The 21,065-nt window shown below is 52.8% G+C and carries 14 protein-coding genes; 6 read left to right on the top strand and 8 right to left on the bottom strand.

Features of this window, described 5'->3' with window-relative positions:
• Positions 1–179 precede the first annotated feature (179 nt).
• Entirely contained in the window at positions 180–1,799 is a 1,620-nt protein-coding gene (locus DUE52_RS14760; RefSeq protein ID WP_114406792.1) for a hypothetical protein, read from the top strand.
• A 138-nt stretch (positions 1,800–1,937) separates the two neighbouring features.
• Here the strand turns inward: DUE52_RS14760 and DUE52_RS14765 are convergent, their stop codons facing one another.
• Together DUE52_RS14765 and DUE52_RS14770 are read right to left on the bottom strand one after the other, a co-directional pair.
• Entirely contained in the window at positions 1,938–2,717 is a 780-nt protein-coding gene (locus DUE52_RS14765) for a lipoprotein signal peptidase (protein ID WP_114406793.1), read from the bottom strand.
• Between the two features lie 98 nt (positions 2,718–2,815).
• Positions 2,816–4,024, bottom strand: coding sequence for a proline dehydrogenase family protein (locus DUE52_RS14770; protein WP_229312173.1), 1,209 nt, complete (start codon positions 4,022–4,024; stop codon positions 2,816–2,818).
• Positions 4,025–4,267: 243 nt separating this feature from the next.
• Here DUE52_RS14770 and DUE52_RS14775 point away from each other — a divergent pair, with 243 nt between their 5' ends.
• Positions 4,268–5,371, top strand: coding sequence for a chorismate mutase (locus DUE52_RS14775; RefSeq protein WP_114406794.1), 1,104 nt, complete (start codon positions 4,268–4,270; stop codon positions 5,369–5,371).
• 79 nt (positions 5,372–5,450) lie between these two features.
• Here DUE52_RS14775 and DUE52_RS14780 read toward each other — a convergent pair whose 3' ends face one another.
• The 6 genes from DUE52_RS14780 to DUE52_RS14805 form a co-directional block, all read right to left on the bottom strand.
• Positions 5,451–6,347 (bottom strand): DUF4249 domain-containing protein, encoded by an 897-nt coding sequence (locus DUE52_RS14780; protein WP_165840940.1) that lies wholly within the window; start codon positions 6,345–6,347, stop codon positions 5,451–5,453.
• A gap of 10 nt (positions 6,348–6,357) precedes the next feature.
• Positions 6,358–8,838, bottom strand: coding sequence for a TonB-dependent receptor (locus DUE52_RS14785; RefSeq protein WP_114406796.1), 2,481 nt, complete (start codon positions 8,836–8,838; stop codon positions 6,358–6,360).
• A gap of 118 nt (positions 8,839–8,956) precedes the next feature.
• Positions 8,957–9,904 (bottom strand): DUF4249 domain-containing protein, encoded by a 948-nt coding sequence (locus DUE52_RS14790; RefSeq protein WP_114406797.1) that lies wholly within the window; start codon positions 9,902–9,904, stop codon positions 8,957–8,959.
• A gap of 6 nt (positions 9,905–9,910) precedes the next feature.
• On the bottom strand, positions 9,911–12,352 hold the full coding sequence (locus DUE52_RS14795) for a TonB-dependent receptor (RefSeq protein ID WP_114406798.1): 2,442 nt from the start codon (positions 12,350–12,352) through the stop codon (positions 9,911–9,913).
• A 103-nt stretch (positions 12,353–12,455) separates the two neighbouring features.
• Complete coding sequence (locus DUE52_RS14800; RefSeq protein WP_114406799.1) at positions 12,456–13,424, bottom strand: DUF4249 domain-containing protein; 969 nt, start codon at positions 13,422–13,424, stop codon at positions 12,456–12,458.
• Positions 13,425–13,430: 6 nt separating this feature from the next.
• On the bottom strand, positions 13,431–15,863 hold the full coding sequence (locus tag DUE52_RS14805) for a TonB-dependent receptor (RefSeq protein ID WP_114406800.1): 2,433 nt from the start codon (positions 15,861–15,863) through the stop codon (positions 13,431–13,433).
• 129 nt (positions 15,864–15,992) lie between these two features.
• On the opposite strand from DUE52_RS14805, the gene DUE52_RS14810 reads away from it, so the two are divergent.
• From DUE52_RS14810 to DUE52_RS14825, 4 genes are read left to right on the top strand one after another with little or no spacing between them, the layout of a single operon-like run.
• Entirely contained in the window at positions 15,993–17,339 is a 1,347-nt protein-coding gene (locus tag DUE52_RS14810) for an NAD(P)/FAD-dependent oxidoreductase (protein ID WP_114406801.1), read from the top strand.
• Between the two features lie 40 nt (positions 17,340–17,379).
• A complete protein-coding gene (locus tag DUE52_RS14815; protein ID WP_114406802.1) occupies positions 17,380–19,545 on the top strand; it encodes a S46 family peptidase in 2,166 nt (721 codons plus the stop codon).
• Positions 19,542–20,234 (top strand): cytochrome b/b6 domain-containing protein, encoded by a 693-nt coding sequence (locus DUE52_RS14820; RefSeq protein ID WP_114406803.1) that lies wholly within the window; start codon positions 19,542–19,544, stop codon positions 20,232–20,234. The genes DUE52_RS14815 and DUE52_RS14820 overlap by 4 nt, the downstream gene beginning before the upstream one ends.
• Positions 20,235–20,250: 16 nt before the next feature.
• Positions 20,251–21,057 carry a molybdopterin-dependent oxidoreductase gene (locus DUE52_RS14825; protein WP_114406804.1) on the top strand — a complete coding sequence of 269 codons (807 nt, stop codon included), beginning with the start codon at positions 20,251–20,253 and terminating at the stop codon, positions 21,055–21,057.
• Positions 21,058–21,065: the final 8 nt, after the last annotated feature.

The raw sequence follows: 21,065 nt of genomic DNA on the forward strand, positions 1-21,065 counted from the left end.
TTATCAGCCAGCTACAGAACTTGCATACAGAAAACAGTACGCCAAGTTTTTCTTAAATAAATACAAAATAATTGATTGTTTGAGATTCGTTTTGTCAATTATACGTTGTGTTTACGGATTCCATGAAATCTATCTATTATTTTTACGTTACACTTACAAACCATCGGTGACGATTCCTCATGTTTCAAAAAATAGGGAGTATAGTTACTTTATTCGTAATCTTAACCAGACTGACCGCTTTAGCGCAGGAAGCTAAATCTCTTCAAATAATCCTACCTCATCAGTTGGATCGGCAAAACGCGAATTGGAATGTCGTCTCAGAAGGCCAAACCATCGATGTGCTGATCAGAGCCGGGGGCAGTAAGGCTGATTCGGTGACCTATGCCATCAAGCAGGGACAGATGGAAGGAATGACGCTGGACTCGACGGGCCACTTCCGATGGACGCCGGGTTTCGACCTTGCCGACCGGATCAATACAACCAAAAGCATTCCGCTGATTTTCGAAATTCGCAACAAGCAGGGCGAAACCGCCACGCAATCGGTCGATATCAAGGTGCAGCACGTCAACCGGCCACCGATAATTGGCGATTTGCGGCCTTTTTATGTTCGCAACAAAACGCAGAATGTTTATAAAATCGATGCGGCTGCTGTTCGCGATGAAGACAATGATCCTGTGGTTTTTATTCCGATTGCCGACCAGATGCCGGAAAATTCGAAACTGACGGCGCAGGGCGAATTTACGTGGCAGTTATCGCTCAACCAGTTCAACCATTTGAGGGCCAACAAGGGGCAATACATTGAGTTCTGGGTGGAAGACCAGCCCGCTAAATCCCGCACGAAAGGACGTTTGAAAGTGGAAGTGACCCAGATGGATGTGCCGCCGGAAATTACCCTGATCCCGGAAGAACCGCGGGTAAAGATCAAGGAAAACGCAACGGTCAACCTGAAGTTTTACCTGGGCGATCCCAACGGCGACGACGACATTACGACCTTCGATTTTCTGTCGGAAAGTCAGGAGGTACCAAAAAGCGCGCTGCGGAAAAATACCGAGACCAACTATGAATTCATCTGGAAACCCGGTTATGATTTCGTCAAGGATCCATATGATTCCCTGGCGTTTCAGATCGTGTTTTTTGCCCTGGATAAAGGCCAGAACCGGGCGGAGCGTAAAATCAATTTTACGATCTACAATGCGGTTAACGAAGATGAAAAAGACCGCTATTTTTACGCACAATACCGTCAGGCTTTGGTGACGGCCTGGAATTTACTGGAGCAGTTGGGCGAGAAGGAAGAAGAACTGAAAAAAAGCTACCGGCGTGCCAAAAAAGGGAAGCGCAATCGTTCGGTCGCCAATGCCTCGCTGGGTGCCGTAACGGGCGTGACTCCCGCCGTTATTGCCAACAACAAAAGCACAACGGTTCAAACCAACCTGCGGTATGTTTCGGCGGTGGGCGGAACGGCAGTTTTGACGATGGGAACGCTGGAGGCTACGGAAGTAATTGGAAAATCGATGAAAGATCTGCTCGACCGGTTTAATTACGTGATGAGCAAAAAAAGTGAGCTACAGAATAAAGGCGATGTCTTTGCGCGGGAGTTTGCATTGAAGGCTACGCGTCGAAACCAGGATTTTGTGCGGAAACTGGACGATTTTCGCGCTGCACTGAGCCTTTCTGGGCTGGTTGCCCTGGAGTTGGATGCCGCCTGGAGAAGCAAGTCGGAAGCAAGCGACAAAGCCCTGAAGCAAATGTTCAAGGACTTTACACCGCTGGAAGAGAAACAAACCAGCAGTCGGCAATAACGTACTCACGCACTTACAAAATAACCGCCGAAGTAAATGTTTAGCAGTGGGCTGATAAACATTTACTTCGGCGGTTATTTTGTCTAAATCAGTTAGTCTTTAGTCCGTGTGATCTTTATTGTTCCAAAATCATATGGATTAAAGTCCGTGAGTACTTTCGTCCGGCGAATTCCGGGGACGTTGCGGGCTGGATTGCGGATCGTCGGTTGAAACCGGGTCGGGATCTTTTTCCGTTCCATCGGAATCGGTGGGCGTGGTTTCGTCAAACTCGCTGGCGGGAAGTACCGACGCCGTATCGGGCGACAGATCGTCGGGCAGCAGGCCATCTTCTTCGTGCTGCTCCCGGAAAAACCGGCGTTGAAAAAACAGGATGATACAGACGCCGACGAAGATGCAGGAATCCGCAATGTTAAAGATCGGGGTCGAATAGTACTGACCGCCCCAGATCGGTATCCATTCGGGCAAAAAACCCTCCCAGACATCCACAAAAACCATGTCGATGACCTGCCCGTGAAACCAGGGCGTGGTGGAGCCATAGGGGGCATTGTCGAGAAAAACGCCGTAGAATGTGCTGTCGATGACGTTGCCCACGGCACCGGCCAGAATCATTGCCATGGCCCACAAAAGCCCGTTGGGAGCGCCCCGGTGTGCCAGATGAACCAGATACCAGCCAATGCCGGCCATTGCCACCAACCGGAACAGACTCAGCAGCAACTTACCGTATTCGTGGCCCAACTGCATACCAAAGGCCATGCCTGGATTCAGTACATAATGCAGTTTAAGCCAGTCACCAACCAATCGGATTTGCCCCGCAAACCCCGGTTCCATATTGAAATGCACCAGGAGTTTGGAAGACTGATCGATCGCGATTAACAACAGACTTAATAAAAAAAACTTAAGCGGACTTTTCTTTACCATGACTTATAACATAAAAATCACCCGGTTGGTCAGACTTGGTCAGCGGCCAGCCGGGTGACGGTTTTGGAGTGTAAAGCTCCTAAAATCGGTCTATCTACTTATTTTTGACAGCTTTTCCGACGTTTCAACTCATTCTTCACGAGGAGGTACTCACGGCTGCTTTGTCCGGCAATCGACTTGTTTTCGGCGGCCCGGCGAAATAAGTAGGGCATTACGGCTTCAACGGGGCCGTAGGGAACGTATTTGGCCACGTTGTAGCCGGCATACGCCAGATTGTACGAAATATTGTCGCTCATTCCCAGCAACTGGGCAAACCAGATGTGCGTATCGTTGGGTGCAATCCGGAGTTCCTGCATCCGGTTGATGCAGTAATGGCAACTGTATTCATTGTGAGTCCCGAGGCAAATCGACACCGTATCGCGGTTATCGAGGCAAAACTCGACGGACTGGTTGAAATCGCGGTCGGTTTCGGCTTTCGTGTGGTGGATCGGGTCGAGGTATTCACCTTCGTGGGCCTGAATACGTTCCTTTTCAATATACGCACCCCGTACCAGCTTGGCTCCCAGAAAGTAGCCTTTGGAACGGGCCGTCTGCGTGCTTTTTTTCAGGTTATCGAAACTGTCGGAGCGATACAACTGGTAGGTATTGTAGACGATACACTGCTGATGGTTATACCGGTCCATCATTTCGTAGGCCAGCTTGTCGATGGTATCCTGAATCCAGCTTTCTTCGGCGTCGATGAAAATCCGGACGCTGCGCTCGCTGGCTCTTTTACAGAGGACATCGACCCGTTGCCGAATTCGTTCGTAGGCATCCTGTTCTTCGTGGCTTAATTCCGTTCCGGACTGGGCTTTTTCCAGCAGGTCGGTAGAGCCGATTCCGGTGACTTTGAAAACGCAGAATGGAATGTCGTTCGATTCACTGGCGCGCTCGATGGTTCGCAGAATTTCCAGAACCGTTTCGTCGAAAGAGGCTTCGTTGTCTTCTCCTTCAACGGAATAATCCAAAATAGTGCCAACGCGCCCGCTGTGCAGTTTTTGGATGGTTTTTTCACAATCGCGGATGGTTTCGCCCCCACAGAACTGCTCGAAAATCGTACTCTTAATGAGTTTTTTTACGGGAAGTTGAAGTTTGAATGCCAGTTTGATAAAAAAAGTGCCTAAATTTACCAGCCAACCTTGATTCATCAACGCAAATAACCAATACGTTTTACGAAGTTTCCCGTTAGACTGGGAAGAGAAGGCAATCGATGTGTCTTCAAACGAGACGGACTTGGTGGTTGTGGCCCGTTGAACGATCGTTGGCATAGAAGAAGAACTTCGGTTTGACATAATCACTGTCTGATGCACCAACTTGTGATCCGAAAGTTAAAACTTGTTTTCGGTATTCCTAACACTGACCTGTAAACTTGTTTTAACATCGTTTTGTTGTCAGCGCAAAAGGGATGTAAAGTTAACTGAAAACGCCTGTATCTACAGCTAATATAGTAAAATTTTTTAATAAAAAGTTCCCGGTAGAGTAATAGGAGTATTAAACGATTGAGTACGAGTATGAAGCCAAGTTTAGAAGTCCTGCCGCTGAATAGCTGGATAGAGACGAACGGAAAACCGCTCATTATATCGGGGCCGTGCAGCGCCGAAACCGAAGAGCAATTAGTTGAAACCGCCCGCCAGTTGGCTCAATTGGGTGCGGTTCATGTCATTCGTGCCGGTGTATGGAAGCCCCGCACACGCCCTGGCAGCTTTGAAGGCATGGGAGAAGCGGCTTTGCCGTGGATTCAGCGCGCCAAAGCCGAAACCGGGTTGCCGTTTGCGGTGGAAGTAGCCACCCCTGAGCACATCGAACTGGCGTTGAAATACGGTGTTGACATCCTGTGGGTCGGTGCCCGCACGACGGTAAACCCTTTTAATGTGCAGGAAATTGCGGACGCCCTGCGGGGTGTCGACGTACCGGTTTTGGTGAAAAATCCAATTAACCCGGATCTGGCACTCTGGATTGGGGCCTTCGAACGGATTGCCGGAGCGGGGATCACCAAACTGGGCGCTATCCATCGCGGCTTCTCTACCGGTGAGGCTTCCAAATACCGCAATATTCCGCTGTGGCAAATTGCGATCGAACTGAAATCGATGTTCCCGAACCTGCCGATTATCGGCGACCCGAGCCACATGGCCGGTAAGCGCGCGTATTTGCAGGAACTGGCACAGATGCAGATGGATTTGAACTACGACGGTCTGATCGTCGAGTCGCACATCGATCCGGACAATGCCTGGAGCGACGCGGCTCAACAACTGACGCCGGCGGCTTTCGGCCAAATGCTGGAGCACCTGCACATCCGCAAAGTGGATTCGCAGAACATCGAGTTCCAGGGGGCAATGGAGCAAATCCGGAACAAAATCGATAACGTGGATCGGCAACTGGTCGAGATGCTGGCAGCCCGCATGGCCCTCGTCGAGAAACTGGCCGAATACAAACGCGAAAACAACGTAACCGTCTTCCAGCCCGATCGTTGGAAGGAAGTACACGAAACGCGCGCAAAACAGGGCCAGAAAATGGGCCTGTATCCGGAACTGGTGGAAGAAATCTTCAAGATTATCCACATGGAGTCGATCCGGAAGCAGACGGAAGTGATGAACAGCAACGAGCAAAGCGCGTAACGCTGCGATATTAAACGCCAAAATGCCAAAATACCTGTCACGTTTTCAAAACCTGACAGGTATTTTGGCATTTTGGCGTTTAATCCAGTCTAATCGTCAGGGTCGAACGGCTGTAAGCCCCGAAGCAACCCAAACCGCCCCGGATGTTGGTCGGGATCGGCACAGGTTCGGCAAACGGATTGCTTTCAACTTCCTGTTGCCGTTGCAGAGCCTGGTGATACCGGTAATAATCGGCATTCAGATGAAGTAAATCGGCCGTCAGCACAAACGGTTTGCTGAAAAGCGTCGGAAAAAAAGGCTGGTTGGACGGAATGGAAACGCCCAGGTAGCCGGGGTCAGAAACCATCCGCCCGCCGTTACTTTCCTGATCGGAATACAAACCCTGCTTTCCAGGAAACTGAACCGGTTCGTGGATCGTCTTTTCGGGCGAACAGCCGGAACAGCGATGGGTGAAGGTTCCTTCCGTTTGGTAGTAATTGGTATGGGTAGGGAAATCAGACCAGATATACTTCGCAAAAAAACGTTTTCGCACCTGATCGTTTTCCAGAACCACTTCCGAATCCAGCCGAACCTGCTGCAACGAAACCGCTTCGGGTACGGTGGTGCGGGCTTCCACCGATTGCCCATCCGGGGTTTGTACGCTTATCTGGTAAGTCTCTCCGGCCCGAATCGGGAACTGGTTCGGAGAAGCCCGGTAATAACGGAGCCGGGGATGATAGGTCAGAACAACGCTGCGGGAGCCGGTTTGCAGGGTTACGGTTGCGTTGGTAATCTCCAGATTGGTCACCGTTTCATCGTCCAGAATTGGGCGGGAACGGGCCACTTTGGCCGCCAGCACCGTGTCCTGGGGTGAAATAAAACAGGCCACCAGTAGTTTGACCGGCTGGTCTGCCAGTTGCTCGGGTTCGACCTCCTGCCGCAGATTCTGGCAGGAAACCAATCCCAAAATGCCAATAAGCCATCCAAACTTTCTCATACACATGCCTTTAGAATGAAACCGTATAACTGAGCGACGGCACCGCCGGGAAAAGTGAATATTTATACAGCACGCTTTTGGAGTGTTTGCCCGCGCCCTGGTCTTTGCCTTCCAGCGAATAGTAGAAAGGATTCCGGCGGTTGTACAGGTTGTAGACGCCGATTTCCCAGGTTCGGGCGTAGTGTTTTCGCTGTTTATAAAATCGGCAACCTACATCCAGCCGGTGGTAAGCCTCCGCCCGAAACCCGTTTCGCGGGCCATATTCCTTGACGTTGGGTGCCGTTCCGAACAACTGCTGTTGCGAATTGCCGGAATTCACCGCGGAAGTTGGGCGGTTTTCATAGCCCGAAAACCGGGAAATGGGTAATGTCAGCGCCTGTCCGGTTCCGTAGACCCAGGTTCCCGAGATCGTAATGCCGGGTTTGAGTTCGTAGAGACCCACCATCGAGGCATCGTGACGCCGGTCGTAGCGAGGATGAAATTTTTGCCCACCATTCAGGGCCGGAAACTGCCACCACGTCCAGGAAAGCGTGTAGCCCGCCCAGCCGGAAAACCGCCCGGTTTTTTTCTGCAAAAGAATTTCGCTCCCGTAGGCCCAGCCCCGGCCGGCCGTAATGTTGCTTTCCCAGGGTTTGGCCTCGGCGGTCTGCGCGGGTTCGGTGGTCAGAAAACTCGCGCCTTCGGTGTAGCTGATGCTGTTTTTCAGGCGTTTGTAATAGCCTTCGAGCGTCAGCGTCAGGTTTCGGGTGGTTTTTTCGGGGTGAATAAAGTCTTTTGCTAAACCGACCGCAAGCTGTTGAGCCTGTTGCGGACGAATTCGGTCGGTGGTCGGAATCCAGAGGTCGGCGGGCAATCCGGCTCCATTGTTCGACAACAGGTGCGTATACTGTGTCATCAGCGCGTACGATACTTTCAGCGAGGTGGTGCTATCGATCTGGTACGCCATCGACAGCCGGGGTTCGGGGCGAAAATACTGAACCGGCCGACCTCCGGTGCGTTGCCCGGGAATTTCGGGCCGCTCAACCGACTTTCCGCCAATCGAACCCGTCTGGAGCAGCAGGAAATGGCTGAGCCGAAAACCGGCATTGAGGTTCCAGCGGGAAGCCGGTTTCCAGGTATCTTCGGCATACAGACCCGATTCCAGCACGTCGATGAAAAGCCGGGGCGTGGCCGGGTCCACATCGCCCGTTGTTACCACGGCTCCGGGTGTAAACCGGTGTTGCGTGCTTTGAAATCCGAACCGAAGCTGGTGACTTTCCGGAAAGTATTCGACGCCGTATTTCAGCGACAGATCCCGAATTCCGGAGCGGTAGCGCAGTGAATACCGCAGGGCCGACGTATCGCGACTGCCGCTTTCATTGGCAACCGTCAGGCGGTATTGGTTGTAAATGAGCGACAGATTGGCCAGCCAGCGTTCGGAAGCTACATGATTCCAGCGGAGTGTTCCCGTCGCATTGCGCCAGTTGAGGCTTCCCTGTAATGGGCTATTGCCAGACTGCTGGCGGTTGGAGAACGCATCCCGCCCCCAATAACTGCTCAGAAATAACTGGTCTTTGCGGCTCAGTCTGTAGTTCAACCGGGCATTCAGATCGTAAAAATAGGTGCTGTTCCGGGGCGATTCCGATGGCGAGGAAGCGGTAAACGGGCGGGTGACGAGATCGATGTAGGTCCGGCGACCCGCCACCAGAAAGGTCGCCGGGTGCTTCGCCGACTGTTTTTTGCCAAGCGGCCCTTCCAGCAGCAGGCGCGAAGCCACCAGCCCCAGACTCGCTTCCCCGGCCAGTTTTTCCTTGTTGCCCTCTTTCGTCGTCACTTCGATCACCGATGAAAGCCGTCCGCCATACCGCGCCGGAAAACCGCCTTTGGTCAGTTCGACGTTCCGGACCACGCTGCCGTTGAACGCCGAAAAAAAGCCCAGCAAATGGCCGGAATTGTAGATTACCGCATCGTCGAGGAGAATCAGATTCTGGTCGGGGCCACCCCCGCGCACATAAATTCCGGTAGTGCCTTCGGAGCCTTTCTGAACACCCGGCAGGAGCTGTAAAACCCGCAAAACGTCTTTCTCACCCAGCAAAGCCGGTATTTTTTCAATTTGACGACCCGAAATGCTGAGCTGGCTCATTTGCGGAATGCGGCTGATGAGGGGCTGACTCGCTGATGAAAGCACCGTCAATTCGCGGAGCGTTTGCCCAACCGGTAGAAAGACCACGAGCGGCTGCGGACTTCGGGAAGAGACGGTTTTTGTTACGGTTTGATAGCCTACGAAAGAAAAAACCAGCGTCAGACTGTCATTACCCGGAAGGGTCAGGGTGAAAAAACCGTTTGGATCGGTTGTTGTACCGGCGGTTTTGTCGGACGTATAAACGTTGACACCAGCCAGCGGATTTCCCCGGCTTTCTTCAAAAACCGTCCCGCTGACGGTATGCCGATCCTGTCCCGGACTGCTGAAGCCGGAAACAAGCAGGCACAGCACGATTAGCAGGCGTTTCATCCGGCAGCACGTTGATGGTGAATCGGTTACCCAAGATACGATTTATCGGACAATGTCGATGACATTACCTCGTATTGCTGTGTACGAAAACCGGCTGGTTTTGGATGCGTAGTCGTGCTTATTTTAGGATGGCCGTAATCGTCGAGCGGTTGTAAGCGCCGAAGCAGCCCAGACCGCCCTGGATGTTGGTGGGAACCAGAGCAGGCTCGGCAAAAGGGTTGTCCACAGCGTCATTTTGCAACTCAAGCGCGTGGTGGTAGGCATGGTAATTCATATCTACATTGAGCAAATAAAAATTAATCTTTATCGGTCGCTTTGATATCGTACTGTTGGTGTATACAGAACCGTTGCTAACGTAACTATAAGTTTGGCTATTGAGATACAAATACCCCCGCTGGGAAGTGATCATCTGCCCGTTCCGGTTCCGATCTGAAAGGAAGTCGGTATTATCTTCATTGAATCCCAGTTGATTGATCATCTGCTGCGAATTTTGCGTCGGAGGTTGATTGGGTCTGGTGCTGGTCGTAACCTGCAAAAACTCATAATCACCAGCCAGACGGTACATGTTAACAGAACCGGCAGGGTCCTGCCACGAAGCCTGGATGTAGTAGGACCAGAATAACGAACCATCGCGATCGTTTCCCAGCCGAGCCGAATCCAATTTGACGGTGGTGAGGGGAATAGCCTGCGGAACGGTGCAAACCGCTTCCACCGACTGAACGCCTTTCTGAACCTTTAAGCGGTAGGTTTTTCCGGCTTCAATCGGAAACTGGCGGGCGTCGGCCACGAAAGCAGAAAGTGACGGGTTAAATTTTAGCTCAATCGAACGGCTTCCTTCCGACAGAACAACCTGATGACCGTTGGTAACTGAGTTGTCATTCGTGCCCAGAACCACCCGTGACTGACTGACGGTTGCTCTTAGCAGTGTGTCCTGCGGGGAAATGTAACACTGCACCACGATTTTCTGATCAACTTTCGGCAGCTTATCCGGGTCAACATCCTGGATAAGACTGTTGCAGGCACTCAGGAGGAAACTCACCAGCAGAAAGAGAGAAAAGAGTCGCATCAGGAATCAGAATTTAAAGTTATAGCTAAACGACGGCACAATTGGAAATACCGAATAGCGCTTCAGCACCGTGGTAGAGGGCTGACCGGGCGCATTGCCCGACTTTGTTTCCAGGTTATAAAAAAACGGATTCCGGCGGTTATAGAGATTATAAAAGCTAAACTCCCAGGTTCGCTCGTGACGGCGTTTCTTTTTGTGAAACTGGATGCCAAAATCCAGCCGGTGATACGGTTCAGCCCGGAAGCTGTTCTTCTCGCCGTAATCATTCACCGGCCGGGAAAACAGGAAGTTGTAGAGCGTTCGGCTAGGCTGGTGCGGGTTAGCAGAATATTCGGCCAGCGGAACCGTCAGGGCATTGCCGGTGCCGTAGACCCAGGTGCCCGAAAGCGAGATCCGTGGACTGAGTTCGTAGATGCCGACCACCGACAGGTCGTGTCGCCGGTCGTAGCGGGGGAAAAACGTTTTCCCCGAATTTAGCTCCGGAAACTGCCATTGCGTCCACGACAGCGTGTAGCCGAGCCAGCCCGAAAACCGCCCGACTTTCTTTTGCAGCAAAAACTCCCCGCCATACGACCAGCCTTTGCCCGCCGTCACGTTGTCTTCCCACCGCACCTGATTGGCCGATTCGGGATTGTCGATCAGCAGGAAACTGGCTCCTTCGCGGTAGTTGATGATGTTCTTCATCGTCTTGTAATAGCCTTCCACCGTCAGCGTCAGGCCCCGAAACAAACTTCCGGCTTTTGTAAAATCCTTGGCAAAACCGGCGGCAATCTGCTCCGACTGCTGTGGTTTGATGCGGTCTGTCGTTGGCACCCACAAATCGGTGGGCAGGCCAATGCCCGTATTCGACAACAGATGCACATACTGATTCATCAGCGCATACGACGCTTTGAACGAGAAATCCGGTTTCAAAACAAAAGCCGCCGAAAGCCGTGGTTCCGGCCGGATGTAGCTGACGGCTTTGTGCTGAAAATGGCTCAGCCGAAAACCGGCATTGACCCGCCAGCGATCAGTAGGTTTCCAGGTATCTTCGGCATAAACGCCCGACTCCAGCACCCGGATGGCGTCGACTTCCTCGCGGAACTGTTCGGCCTCGGTATCTTTGAGAACCACCGCGCTGGGCGTGAAGGTGTGGTGCGTGCTCTGTATTCCAAACCGGACTGAATGTTTGGGATTGGGGTAATAATCCAGGTCATATTTTACGGAAAAATCCCGAATGCCGGAAGTATAACGGAGCTGGTAAAGATCGGTTTCGACGCCTGTCGTGCTGCGACGGGACGACTCTTCGTCGGCAGAAATCTTAAAGGTGTAATTGCTGAAGATCAGCGACGCATTGGAAAAAAGCTTTTCGGAAAAGAGGTGATTCCAGCGCAGTGTTCCGGTTCCATTGCCCCAGAGAAGCCCGGCGTTGGTTTTGGTTGCCAGTTCTTCCTTGGGCGTTTCGCGGGCAAAAAACTTGTCGCGGCCAAAATAACCGCTTAGATAAACCTTGTCTTTCCGGCCGAAATCGTAATTCACCTTGGCATTCAGATCGTAGAAAAAATAACCGGCCATGGCTTCTCCCTTGCTTTCCGCCCGGATCAAAGGGCGGGCCAATAAGTCCAGATACGTCCGGCGGGCCGACACCAGAAACGACGAAGATCCCGCGCCCGATTTCTTTTTGGTCAGCGGACCTTCGAGCGTCAATCGCGACGCAATCAGGCCAATGCCGCCTTCGCCGTGGAGCTTTTCCTTGTTGCCTTCCTTCATGTTCATCTCGATCACCGACGACAGCCGTCCGCCGTAGCGCGCCGGAAAACCGCCTTTGATCAGTTCCACGCTTTTGAGCGCGTCGCCGTTGAAAACCGAGAAGAAGCCGAACAGGTGATTGGCGTTGTAGACCACGGCATCGTCCATGATTACCAGGTTCTGGTCGGGGCCACCCCCGCGCACGTAAATCCCGGTACTGCCTTCGGAGCCTTTCTGAACGCCCGGCATCAGTTGCAGCACTTTCAGGACGTCTTTTTCGCCCAAAAAAGCCGGTATTTTCTTGATCTGGTTGATCGGCACATCGATGGTACTCATCCGGGCACTTTCACTGACTTTCTCCTCGCCCGTGCGATTGCCGGTAACGGTCACTTCCGACAGCAGCCGACCGGGCGTCAACTGAATGTTCAAGTCGAGATTTCGCCGGAAAGCAACGGTTTGCTGCACGGATTCGTAGCCGACGAAAGAAAAAGCCAGCGTGACGCTGTCCTCCGCCAGAAGGGTCAGGGAGTAAAAACCGTAGGTGTTGGTGACGGTTCCCGTCGAGGTGCCGGGCAGATAAATGTTAACGCCGATCAGGGCTTCCTGACTCCCTTTTTCACGGACATAGCCGCTGACGGTGGAACGATTGACCGGCTTTTGCGCCCAGGCCGGCAAGTCAGAAAAGAAGAAAAGGAATAGAGACAGTAGCGAGTGTTTCATCGTTTTTGTATACAAATGAAAATGCTTCAATCCGTATACGATGAAGGAGATAAAAAAGTGTGGAAAGGTTGGAAATTAAGCATTTTTAAATCCGCGTTCCCATCTATTTGACAAGCATCACCAGTGTCGAACGGTTGTAAGCCCCGAAGCAGCCTAAACCGCCCTGGATGTTGGTGGGCATCAACACCGGCTCGGCAAACGGGTTGTTCTGCGATTGGCGTTGCTGCTGGCGTGCCCGGTGGTAGGTGAAATAATTTTCATCCACTTGCAAAACCGACACCCGAATGGTCAGCGGTTTTGAAAAGGCATAGCTTCCGGCGTACGTCATCTGTCGGGTGCTGTCATAGTACGAATAATCGAAGTTCAGAGGCACGTCGCCCCGCACCGACAATAGCAATTGCCCATCCTGATTCTGGTCGGAAATGTACTGATCCTGCCTGCCAAAACCGATGATCCCCCGTATCAGCACTTTGGTTCCGGTGGTGTCGATATGGGCTTCCGGAAACCGGGGCGGCCAATTGAGGCACTCGCCGTAGCCAGCCACCCGGTAATAGTTGGTCTGACCCGCCGGGTCCTGCCAGATCGCCCGAACGTTGTATTGCCAGACGGGGTCCAGACCCGGCCCAACGTAGGATTGGGCAGAATCGAGTCTTAGTTCCGAAACCGGTATGTTGGCCGGAATCGTACAGGAACTGGAGACGGTTTCAAAACCCGGTGCGCCGACTTGAAGCGTATATGTTTTTCCCACCAAAACCGGCAACTGCCGGGCGTCGGCGGTGTATACCCGCAACACCGGATCGAAAACCAGGGTCACGGTTTTTCCTTCACTGGCTAAACGAACGGTGGCTTCCCGAACCGTATTGACCGAATCGGTAACGACGTCGCCCAAAACCGTCTGCGAACTCGACACCGATACCGCCAGCACCGTATCCTGGGGCGACAAATAACCGTTCACCACCAGCTTGCGGTCGATGGGCGGCAGTTTGCTGGGGTCAATTTCGGCCACCAGATTCTGACAGGCCATCATAACCAGCAGCAGCAGCACAGACAAAGATGACAAACGAAGCATCATAACCGGTTAAAATTTAAAGCCGTAGGTAACCGACGGAACAATCGGAAATACGGAATAGCGTTGAAAAACCGTCTTGGTCGGCTGATTGGTCTGCTCGTTCGTCACCGTGTTTAGTTGGTAGAAAAACGGGTTTCGGCGGTTGTAGAGGTTATAGACGCTAACCTCCCAGGTGCGCTCGTGGTGCCGTTTTTTCTTGTGAAACTGGATACCAATATCCATGCGGTGGTAAGCCTCGGCCCGAAAACTGTTCTTCTCGCTGTAGTCGTTGACCGCCCGCCCGTAGCTGAAAAACTGGTTGATGAACGAGTTGTCGTTGTTGACAATCGGATTGACCTGGTGCGTTGCGGCCTGGTATTTCGCCAGTGGAACCGTCAGCGCATTGCCGGTGCCATACACCCAGGTTCCCGAAAGCGTGATGCGCGGATTGATTTCGTAAATCCCGACCACCGAAATGTCGTGCCGCCGGTCGTAGCGAGGATAAAACTTCTTCCCGAAATTCAGCTCCGGAAACTGCCACTGCGTCCAGGACAGCGTGTAGCCGGTCCAGCCCGTAAACCGCCCCAGTTTCTTCTGCAACAGCACTTCCGCGCCATACGACCAGCCTTTGCCCGCCGTCACGTTGTCTTCCCAGCGTACCTGATTGGCCGATTCGGGGCTGTTGATCAGCAGAAAACTGGCGCCTTCGCGGTAATTGATGATGTTGTTCATCGTTTTGTAATAGCCTTCTACGGTCAGCGTTAGTCCGCGCGTTGGACCTTTGTCGGCAAAATCTTTGGCGATGCCGACGGCCACCTGCTGCGATTGTTGCGGTTTTACCTGATCGGTGGTCGGCACCCAGAGGTCGGTCGGCAAACCGATACCGGTATTGGACAGCAAATGCACATATTGATTCATCAGGGCGTACGATGCCTTGACCGACAGCGAGGGTTTGATGACGTATGCCGCCGAAATGCGCGGTTCGGGCCGGACGTAATTCACCTGTTTCTGGATGAAATGGCTAAGCCGAATCCCGGCGTTGATGCGCCAGTGTTCGTTGGGCCGCCAGTTGTCTTCGGCATACAAACCGGATTCCACGACGTCGATGGCGTCGATTCGGGTGGTAAACTGATTGATTAGCGTGTTTTGCAAAACCACCGCGCTGGGCGTAAACCGGTGTGCAATGCTCTGGACGCCAAACCGGATCGAATGCCGGGGAGACGGATAATAGTCGACATCGTACTTCAGCGAAAAATCCCGAATGCCGGAACTGTAGCGCAGCGAAAACTGGTCGGCCGTTTGCAAATCTTGCTCGTCCGACGAAATCTGGAATTTGTAATTGCTGAAAATCAGCGAGAGGTTGGAAAAAAGCCGTTGCGAAAACAGGTGATTCCAGCGAAGCGTCGCCGTGCTGTTGCCCCAGTCGAGGTTGATTTTGGTGGCGGTTTCCTGATCGTCGACATAAAACCGGTCCTGACCGAAATAACCGCTCAGGTAGAGTTTATTTTTCGGGCCGAAATCGTAATTGGCTTTGGCGTTTAGGTCGTAGAAGTAATAACCGGCCACAACCTGTCCGTCAGTCTGCTGCTTGATGAGGGGCCGGGCCACAAAATCCAGGTACGTCCGGCGGGCCGACACCAGAAACGACGACGACCCTGCCCCCGATTTCTTTTTGGTCAGCGGTCCTTCCAGCGTCAATCGTGACGCAATCAGGCCAATACCGCCTTCGCCGTGGAGCTTTTCCTTGTTGCCTTCCTTCATGTTCATCTCGATGACCGAAGAAAGCCGCCCCCCATACCGCGCCGGAAAACCGCCTTTGATCAGTTCGACACTCTTGAGCGCATCGCCGTTGAAAACCGAGAAAAAGCCGAAGAGGTGATTGGCGTTGTACACAATCGCGTCATCGACAATGATCAGATTCTGGTCGGGGCCGCCCCCGCGCACGTAAATCCCGGTGCTGCCTTCGGAGCCTTTCTGAACGCCCGGCATGAGTTGCAGCACTTTCAGCACGTCTTTTTCGCCCAGAAAAGCCGGTATTTTCTTGATTTGGGCCACCGGAACATCGATTCTGCTCATCTGCGGACTTTCGCTCACTTTTTCTTCGCTACGATTGCCGGTGACGACCACTTCCGACAGCAAACGGCCGGGCGTCAACTGAACGTCGAGTACGGTATTTTTCCGGAACGCGAGGGTTTCCTGAATGCTCTCATAACCCACAAACGAGAACGACAGCGTCAGGCTATCCCGAATGGGAATGGTCAGCGAATAAAAACCGTAGGTGTTGGTGACGGTGCCAGTCGAGGTGCCGGGCAGGTAGACATTGACGCCAATGAGTGCTTCGCTGCTCCCTTTTTCACGCACATACCCGCTCACCGTTGCGGTCGCCCGGGAAGAAGAAGGCTGGGCGAGGGCAACAAAACCGCCTATCCAAAACACAAAATAAAACAGGAAGAAATACTTCATTCAGGCATTCAATGAGCTTATACTTTGTTATTACGATAGACCGCCTTCAAAAAGTATAACAGAGACTGAAGTTAACAGTTTCGCTGGTGGAGAGTTACCAAATTAACAACTCGATAGACTCATACGATCATGCTGAATTTTGATAAACTTTCGCTCAATATTCCCGAAACAACCAAACCACGCGTGGTCGTCATCGGTGGCGGTTTTGGTGGGCTCAATCTGGTGAAAAAGCTGAATGGCAAAGACTTTCAGATTGTGATGTTCGATAAACAGAACTACCACGGTTTCTGGCCGCTGCTCTATCAGGTGGCTACCGCCGGGCTGGAACCGGACGCCATTGCCGAGCCCATCCGCAAGATGTTCGACGAAGAGTATGAGGATTTTCACTTCCGGCTGGTGCGCGTTCTGGGTGTCGATCCGGTGGCAAAAACTGTGAAGACGATGATCGGCGATCTGCACTACGATTACCTGGTCATTGCGACGGGAACGAAAGCTAATTTTTTCGGAAACGAGCAGGTTCAGAAATACTCCTTCTCGCTCAAAACCATTCCGGAAGCGCTGAACCTCCGCAGCCAGTTGTTGCAGTCGTTTGAGCAGGCCAGCATTACGGTTGATCCCGAAAACCGGGAAAGTTTACTGAATTTCGTGATTGTAGGTGCCGGGCCAACGGGCGTCGAAATGGCGGGTTCGCTGGCCGAAATGCGCAAACACGTTCTGCCGGGCGATTATCCGGGGCTGGATTTCAGCAAAATGAAGATTTACCTGGTAGAAGGGCTGGAACGGGTTTTGCCGCCGATGTCGCCGGAAGCCAGTGCCAAAACGCAGAAATACCTGGAAGAGATGGGCGTCATTATCAAGCTGAAAAGCCTGGTCGATTCCTACGATGGCGACGTGGTGACGCTCAAAACCGGGGAACAAATCCGGTCGCAGACGGTCGTTTGGGCGGCTGGCGTCACGGGCGCGCTCATCGACGGGTTGCCGAAAGAAAGTATCGTGCGCGGGGGTCGGGTAACGGTCAATGAATTCAATCAGGTGGCCGGATACAGTGATATTTTTGCCATCGGCGACATTGCCTTTATGAAATCCGAAAAATGGCCGAACGGGCATCCCGGCGTGGCTCAACCGGCGATTCAGCAGGGCCAGCACCTGGCGAAGAACCTGCGCCGGCTGATTCGCAAGGAGGAAATGACCCCGTTTGATTATTTTGACAAAGGCTCCCTCGCGATCATTGGCCGCGTTCGGGCCGTTGCCGATTTGCCGGGCAATTTGCACCTCAGCGGTTTTGTTGCGTGGGTAGCGTGGCTGTTTGTCCATATTTACTACCTCATCGGTTTTCGGAGTAAGCTGGTCGTTCTGAGTAACTGGATTTACCGCCTGTTTACCTACGAGCGTGGTACCCGGTTGATCATCAGACCTTTTGTTAGAAAAGATGACAAAGACGCCGAAGAGTTTGTAATGAAGAATGAAATCGGTTAACATTGCCTGACTATGATTCCCGTGATTTCAATGATTGACTATGATAAATTCTTCTGTTAGAATTCTGCTGGCTACTTTTTTGGTCGTTAGCTCACTTACGGCTTCTGCCCAACCTACACTCAACCCCGATACGGTGAAAGCCGGGCTGTTCGATATGGGCAAGATGTGGACGTTTGACAATCCACCTCAGGAGTATTTCCAGAAAACATACGGTTTTACGCCCGACCAGAAATGGTTTGACGAAGTGCGGCTGGCATCGCTGCGGTTTGCCGATTACTGTTCGGCGTCCTTCGTTTCGGCGAATGGTCTGGTGATGACCAATCACCACTGCGCGCGGGAGTCGGGAACGGGCGTACAGCGGAAAGGCGAAGACCTGAACAGCACCGGTTTTTTTGCGAAAACCTTCGCCGAAGAACGGAAAGTGGAGAATCTATACGTCGATCAGTTGCTGAAAATCGAAGACATCACCACCCGCGTACAGGCCGCGATGGCGTTGGGAAAATCCGAAGCCGAACAACTGCAGATGCGCGAGCGGGAATTTGCGACCATCAAGCAGGAATTTGGCAGTCAGCCGGAGTGGAAAGGGCTTGAACTGCAAACGATTACGTTCTACAACGGCGGACGGTATTCGCTCTACGGTTTCAAACGCTACAATGACGTCCGGCTGGTGTTGATGCCCGAACTGCAACTCGGTTTTTTTGGTGGTGATCCCGACAACTTCACCTATCCGCGCTACGCGCTGGATTTCTCGTTTTTCCGGGTGTATGACAATGGAAAACCGCTGAAAACCACGCATTTCTTCAAATTCAATCCCAACGGGATCAAGGAAAACGAACCGGTTTTTGTAACCGGAAATCCGGGCAGCACCGAGCGACTGAAAACCGTGGCTGAACTGGAATTCGACCGCGATCTGAAAATACCGTATGTTCTGCAACTGCTCCGCAACCGCGCCGATGCCTTGCAGATTTACAATGCCACGGCGAAAAGCGACAGCATCCAGAACGAAATTTTCAGTTTTGAAAACAGTCTGAAAGCCTACGGCGGTCAGTTGGAAGGCCTGCGCGATCCGTATTTGCTGGCCCGGAAAGGTGCTTTCGAGCAGCAGTTCAAAGCCGACGCCCAACGGCTGGAAGGCGGGCGCGGGCAAGCTAAAGTGAGTACGGGTTCCGGCCAGAAGAGCGACGCGGCCAATGGCGCTACGGGGTCGAAGGTCGATATTAACCTGAAACTCTGGGAGAACATTGCCACCAATGTGGGCGATCTTCGGAAACACTACAAGGACAATACCTACCTGTCGCCCAGCGAACTGGCGCGGGGTGATTTGCTGGTGTTTGCCCATTTGCTGATCACCTACGCCGATGTGGCCCGCCAGAATCCCGGCCGGGCGGAGCAGATCAAAAACCTGCTGGAAACGCCCAAACTCACCGACCGGGCACTGGAAGAAGCCTATCTGGCGGCTCACCTGACCGAAGCCCAGGCGGCTTTGGGCAACGACGACCCCTACATCAAAGCGGCTCTGAATGGTAAATCGCCCAAAGAAGCGGCTGCTTATTTGATGAACAACACGAAGCTGAACGATCAGGGCTACGTGAACGATCTGGTGACAAAAGGCCCGGCGGCCATCAGCGCCGACAACGATCCGTTGCTGGCCCTGTCGCGGATTTCGGTGCCGCGCTACCAGCAGGCATCAGCCGCCGTGAAGGCCATTACCGGTCGGCAGACGGTTTTGCGGAGTAATCTGGGGCGGTTGTTGTATGAAGTCTACGGAACCGGCATCCCGCCCGATGCGACGTTTTCGCTGCGGATCAACGATGGCATTGTGAAAGGATTTCCGTACAACGGAACCGTTGCACCCTATCAAACCACTTTTGCCGGACTATACGACCGGTATTATTCCTTCAACGGCAAATTTCCGTGGGCCTTGCCCAAACGCTGGCTGGCTCCCCCCGCCGAATTGCTGCGTCAGTCGATGTGTTTTGTGTCTACGAACGACATCATTGGCGGAAATTCGGGCAGCCCGCTGATCAACAAAAACCGCGAAGCGGTCGGACTGGCCTTCGACGGCAACATGGAAAGTTTGCCGGGGAGTTTCATTTTTGTTCCCGATAAAAACCGCACGGTTTCGGTCAATACCGGAGCCATTGTGGCAGCGATGCGCTACATCTACAAAGCGGATCGGCTCGTGAAAGAACTCGTCGGAAAATGAAGCGCATCATCCACAAACACCCGTTGGCGATCCGGTGGTTTCACTGGATCAACTTCCCGATCCTGTTCGTCATGATCTGGAGCGGTCTGCTGATTTATTGGGCCTACCAGCCCTACAAAATCCAGATCGGCGATACCGTTCTGTTTAAATTTTTTCCGAACTGGTTTATTCAGGCCCTGAATCTGCGTCGGCGGCTGGCCGAGGGCATGTCGTGGCATTTCGTCTTCATGTGGCTATTCACGATCAACGGGGCTCTGTACGTTCTCTATACTTTTATTTCGGGCGAATGGCGGTTTTTGCTGCCCAACCGACGGTCGTTTCGGGAAGCCGGTCAAGTGTTGCTGCACGATCTGGGCATTCGTAAAACCGCCCCTCCGCAGGTGAAATACAATGGCGCGCAGCGGATTGCGTACACGGCTATTCTTCTGATGGGCATTGGTTCGCTGCTGACCGGTCTGGCAATTTACAAACCCACGCAGTTTTCGGGACTGACGACCGTAATGGGGGGGTATGAGAACGCCCGGCTGTGGCATTTCATTCTGACCATCGGCTACGTCCTGTTTTTCGTGATCCACCTATTGCAGGTGGCCCGGGCGGGCTGGAACAATTTTCAGGCGATGGTGACCGGTTTTGAAGTCGAAAAGAAGTTGCCTGAAAAAACACCACCAGCCCCGACCACGCCAGCCTAACTGACCCCAAACTGCCATGGCAACCGTTGATGATATCGAAGAAGAACTTCCTGAAAAAAAACCGCATCGCGAAGAGTTGACCTCCGAGCAGCAGATCCGGCGTCGGACGCTGAAAGCATTCGCGTTGTTCGGTCTGGCCGGTGTTATTCCCTTCAGCCTCTGGAAATGGATCAAGATCCAGCCCAAAGAAGCCGGGTTGCCGAAGGTATTCCGTGAAGTTCTGAAGGTGAATGAAGAAGTGGCCAACGGCTATTTCAGCAACGCGAACCTGGCTCCGACGTTTCCGAAAGACTGGGCGGTCAAAAACGTGCGGGTGAATGGCCGGGACGGTTTGCGGAGCGCGATCGATAAAGACGCCTGGCGGCTGAAAGTGGAGCAACCGGGCCGGAAAGCCCTGTTGATTTCACTCGATGAACTGAAAGCGTTGCCGAAACAGGAGATCGTTTTCGAGTTTAAGTGCATCGAAGGCTGGAGTCAGATTCAGCACTGGGGCGGGGTGAATTTTGCGGAATTTGTCAAAAAATACCAGTTGGGGCAGAAAGACGGCTCGGAAGCGTGGTATCCGTACGTCGGCATGAAAACGCCCGATGGCGGTTATTACGTTGGCATCGACACGCCCAGTGCCCTGCATCCGCAAACGATTCTGGCCTACGAAATGAATGGCGAGCCGCTCACTGATCTACACGGCGCACCCCTGCGTCTGATCATTCCGGTAAAATACGGCGTCAAAAACCTGAAACGCATCGGCAGCCTCTGGTTCAGCGACGAACGCCCCCGCGACTTCTGGGCCGAACGCGGGTATGATTACCACGTCGGGTTGTAGTTTCCCCA

Source organism: Larkinella punicea, from assembly GCF_003334855.1.
GTDB lineage: Bacteria > Bacteroidota > Bacteroidia > Cytophagales > Spirosomataceae > Larkinella > Larkinella punicea.

What these genes read in the sequence shown, in the direction of transcription:
- DUE52_RS14760 (WP_114406792.1), top strand. Translation starts at nt 180, where the DNA reads ATGTTTCAAAAAATAGGGAGTATAGTTACTTTATTCGTAATCTTAACC.
- DUE52_RS14765 (WP_114406793.1), bottom strand. Translation starts at nt 2,717, where the DNA reads ATGGTAAAGAAAAGTCCGCTTAAGTTTTTTTTATTAAGTCTGTTGTTA.
- DUE52_RS14770 (WP_229312173.1), bottom strand. Translation starts at nt 4,024, where the DNA reads ATGCCAACGATCGTTCAACGGGCCACAACCACCAAGTCCGTCTCGTTT.
- DUE52_RS14775 (WP_114406794.1), top strand. Translation starts at nt 4,268, where the DNA reads ATGAAGCCAAGTTTAGAAGTCCTGCCGCTGAATAGCTGGATAGAGACG.
- DUE52_RS14780 (WP_165840940.1), bottom strand. Translation starts at nt 6,347, where the DNA reads ATGAGAAAGTTTGGATGGCTTATTGGCATTTTGGGATTGGTTTCCTGC.
- DUE52_RS14785 (WP_114406796.1), bottom strand. Translation starts at nt 8,838, where the DNA reads ATGAAACGCCTGCTAATCGTGCTGTGCCTGCTTGTTTCCGGCTTCAGC.
- DUE52_RS14790 (WP_114406797.1), bottom strand. Translation starts at nt 9,904, where the DNA reads ATGCGACTCTTTTCTCTCTTTCTGCTGGTGAGTTTCCTCCTGAGTGCC.
- DUE52_RS14795 (WP_114406798.1), bottom strand. Translation starts at nt 12,352, where the DNA reads ATGAAACACTCGCTACTGTCTCTATTCCTTTTCTTCTTTTCTGACTTG.
- DUE52_RS14800 (WP_114406799.1), bottom strand. Translation starts at nt 13,424, where the DNA reads ATGATGCTTCGTTTGTCATCTTTGTCTGTGCTGCTGCTGCTGGTTATG.
- DUE52_RS14805 (WP_114406800.1), bottom strand. Translation starts at nt 15,863, where the DNA reads ATGAAGTATTTCTTCCTGTTTTATTTTGTGTTTTGGATAGGCGGTTTT.
- DUE52_RS14810 (WP_114406801.1), top strand. Translation starts at nt 15,993, where the DNA reads ATGCTGAATTTTGATAAACTTTCGCTCAATATTCCCGAAACAACCAAA.
- DUE52_RS14815 (WP_114406802.1), top strand. Translation starts at nt 17,380, where the DNA reads ATGATAAATTCTTCTGTTAGAATTCTGCTGGCTACTTTTTTGGTCGTT.
- DUE52_RS14820 (WP_114406803.1), top strand. Translation starts at nt 19,542, where the DNA reads ATGAAGCGCATCATCCACAAACACCCGTTGGCGATCCGGTGGTTTCAC.
- DUE52_RS14825 (WP_114406804.1), top strand. Translation starts at nt 20,251, where the DNA reads ATGGCAACCGTTGATGATATCGAAGAAGAACTTCCTGAAAAAAAACCG.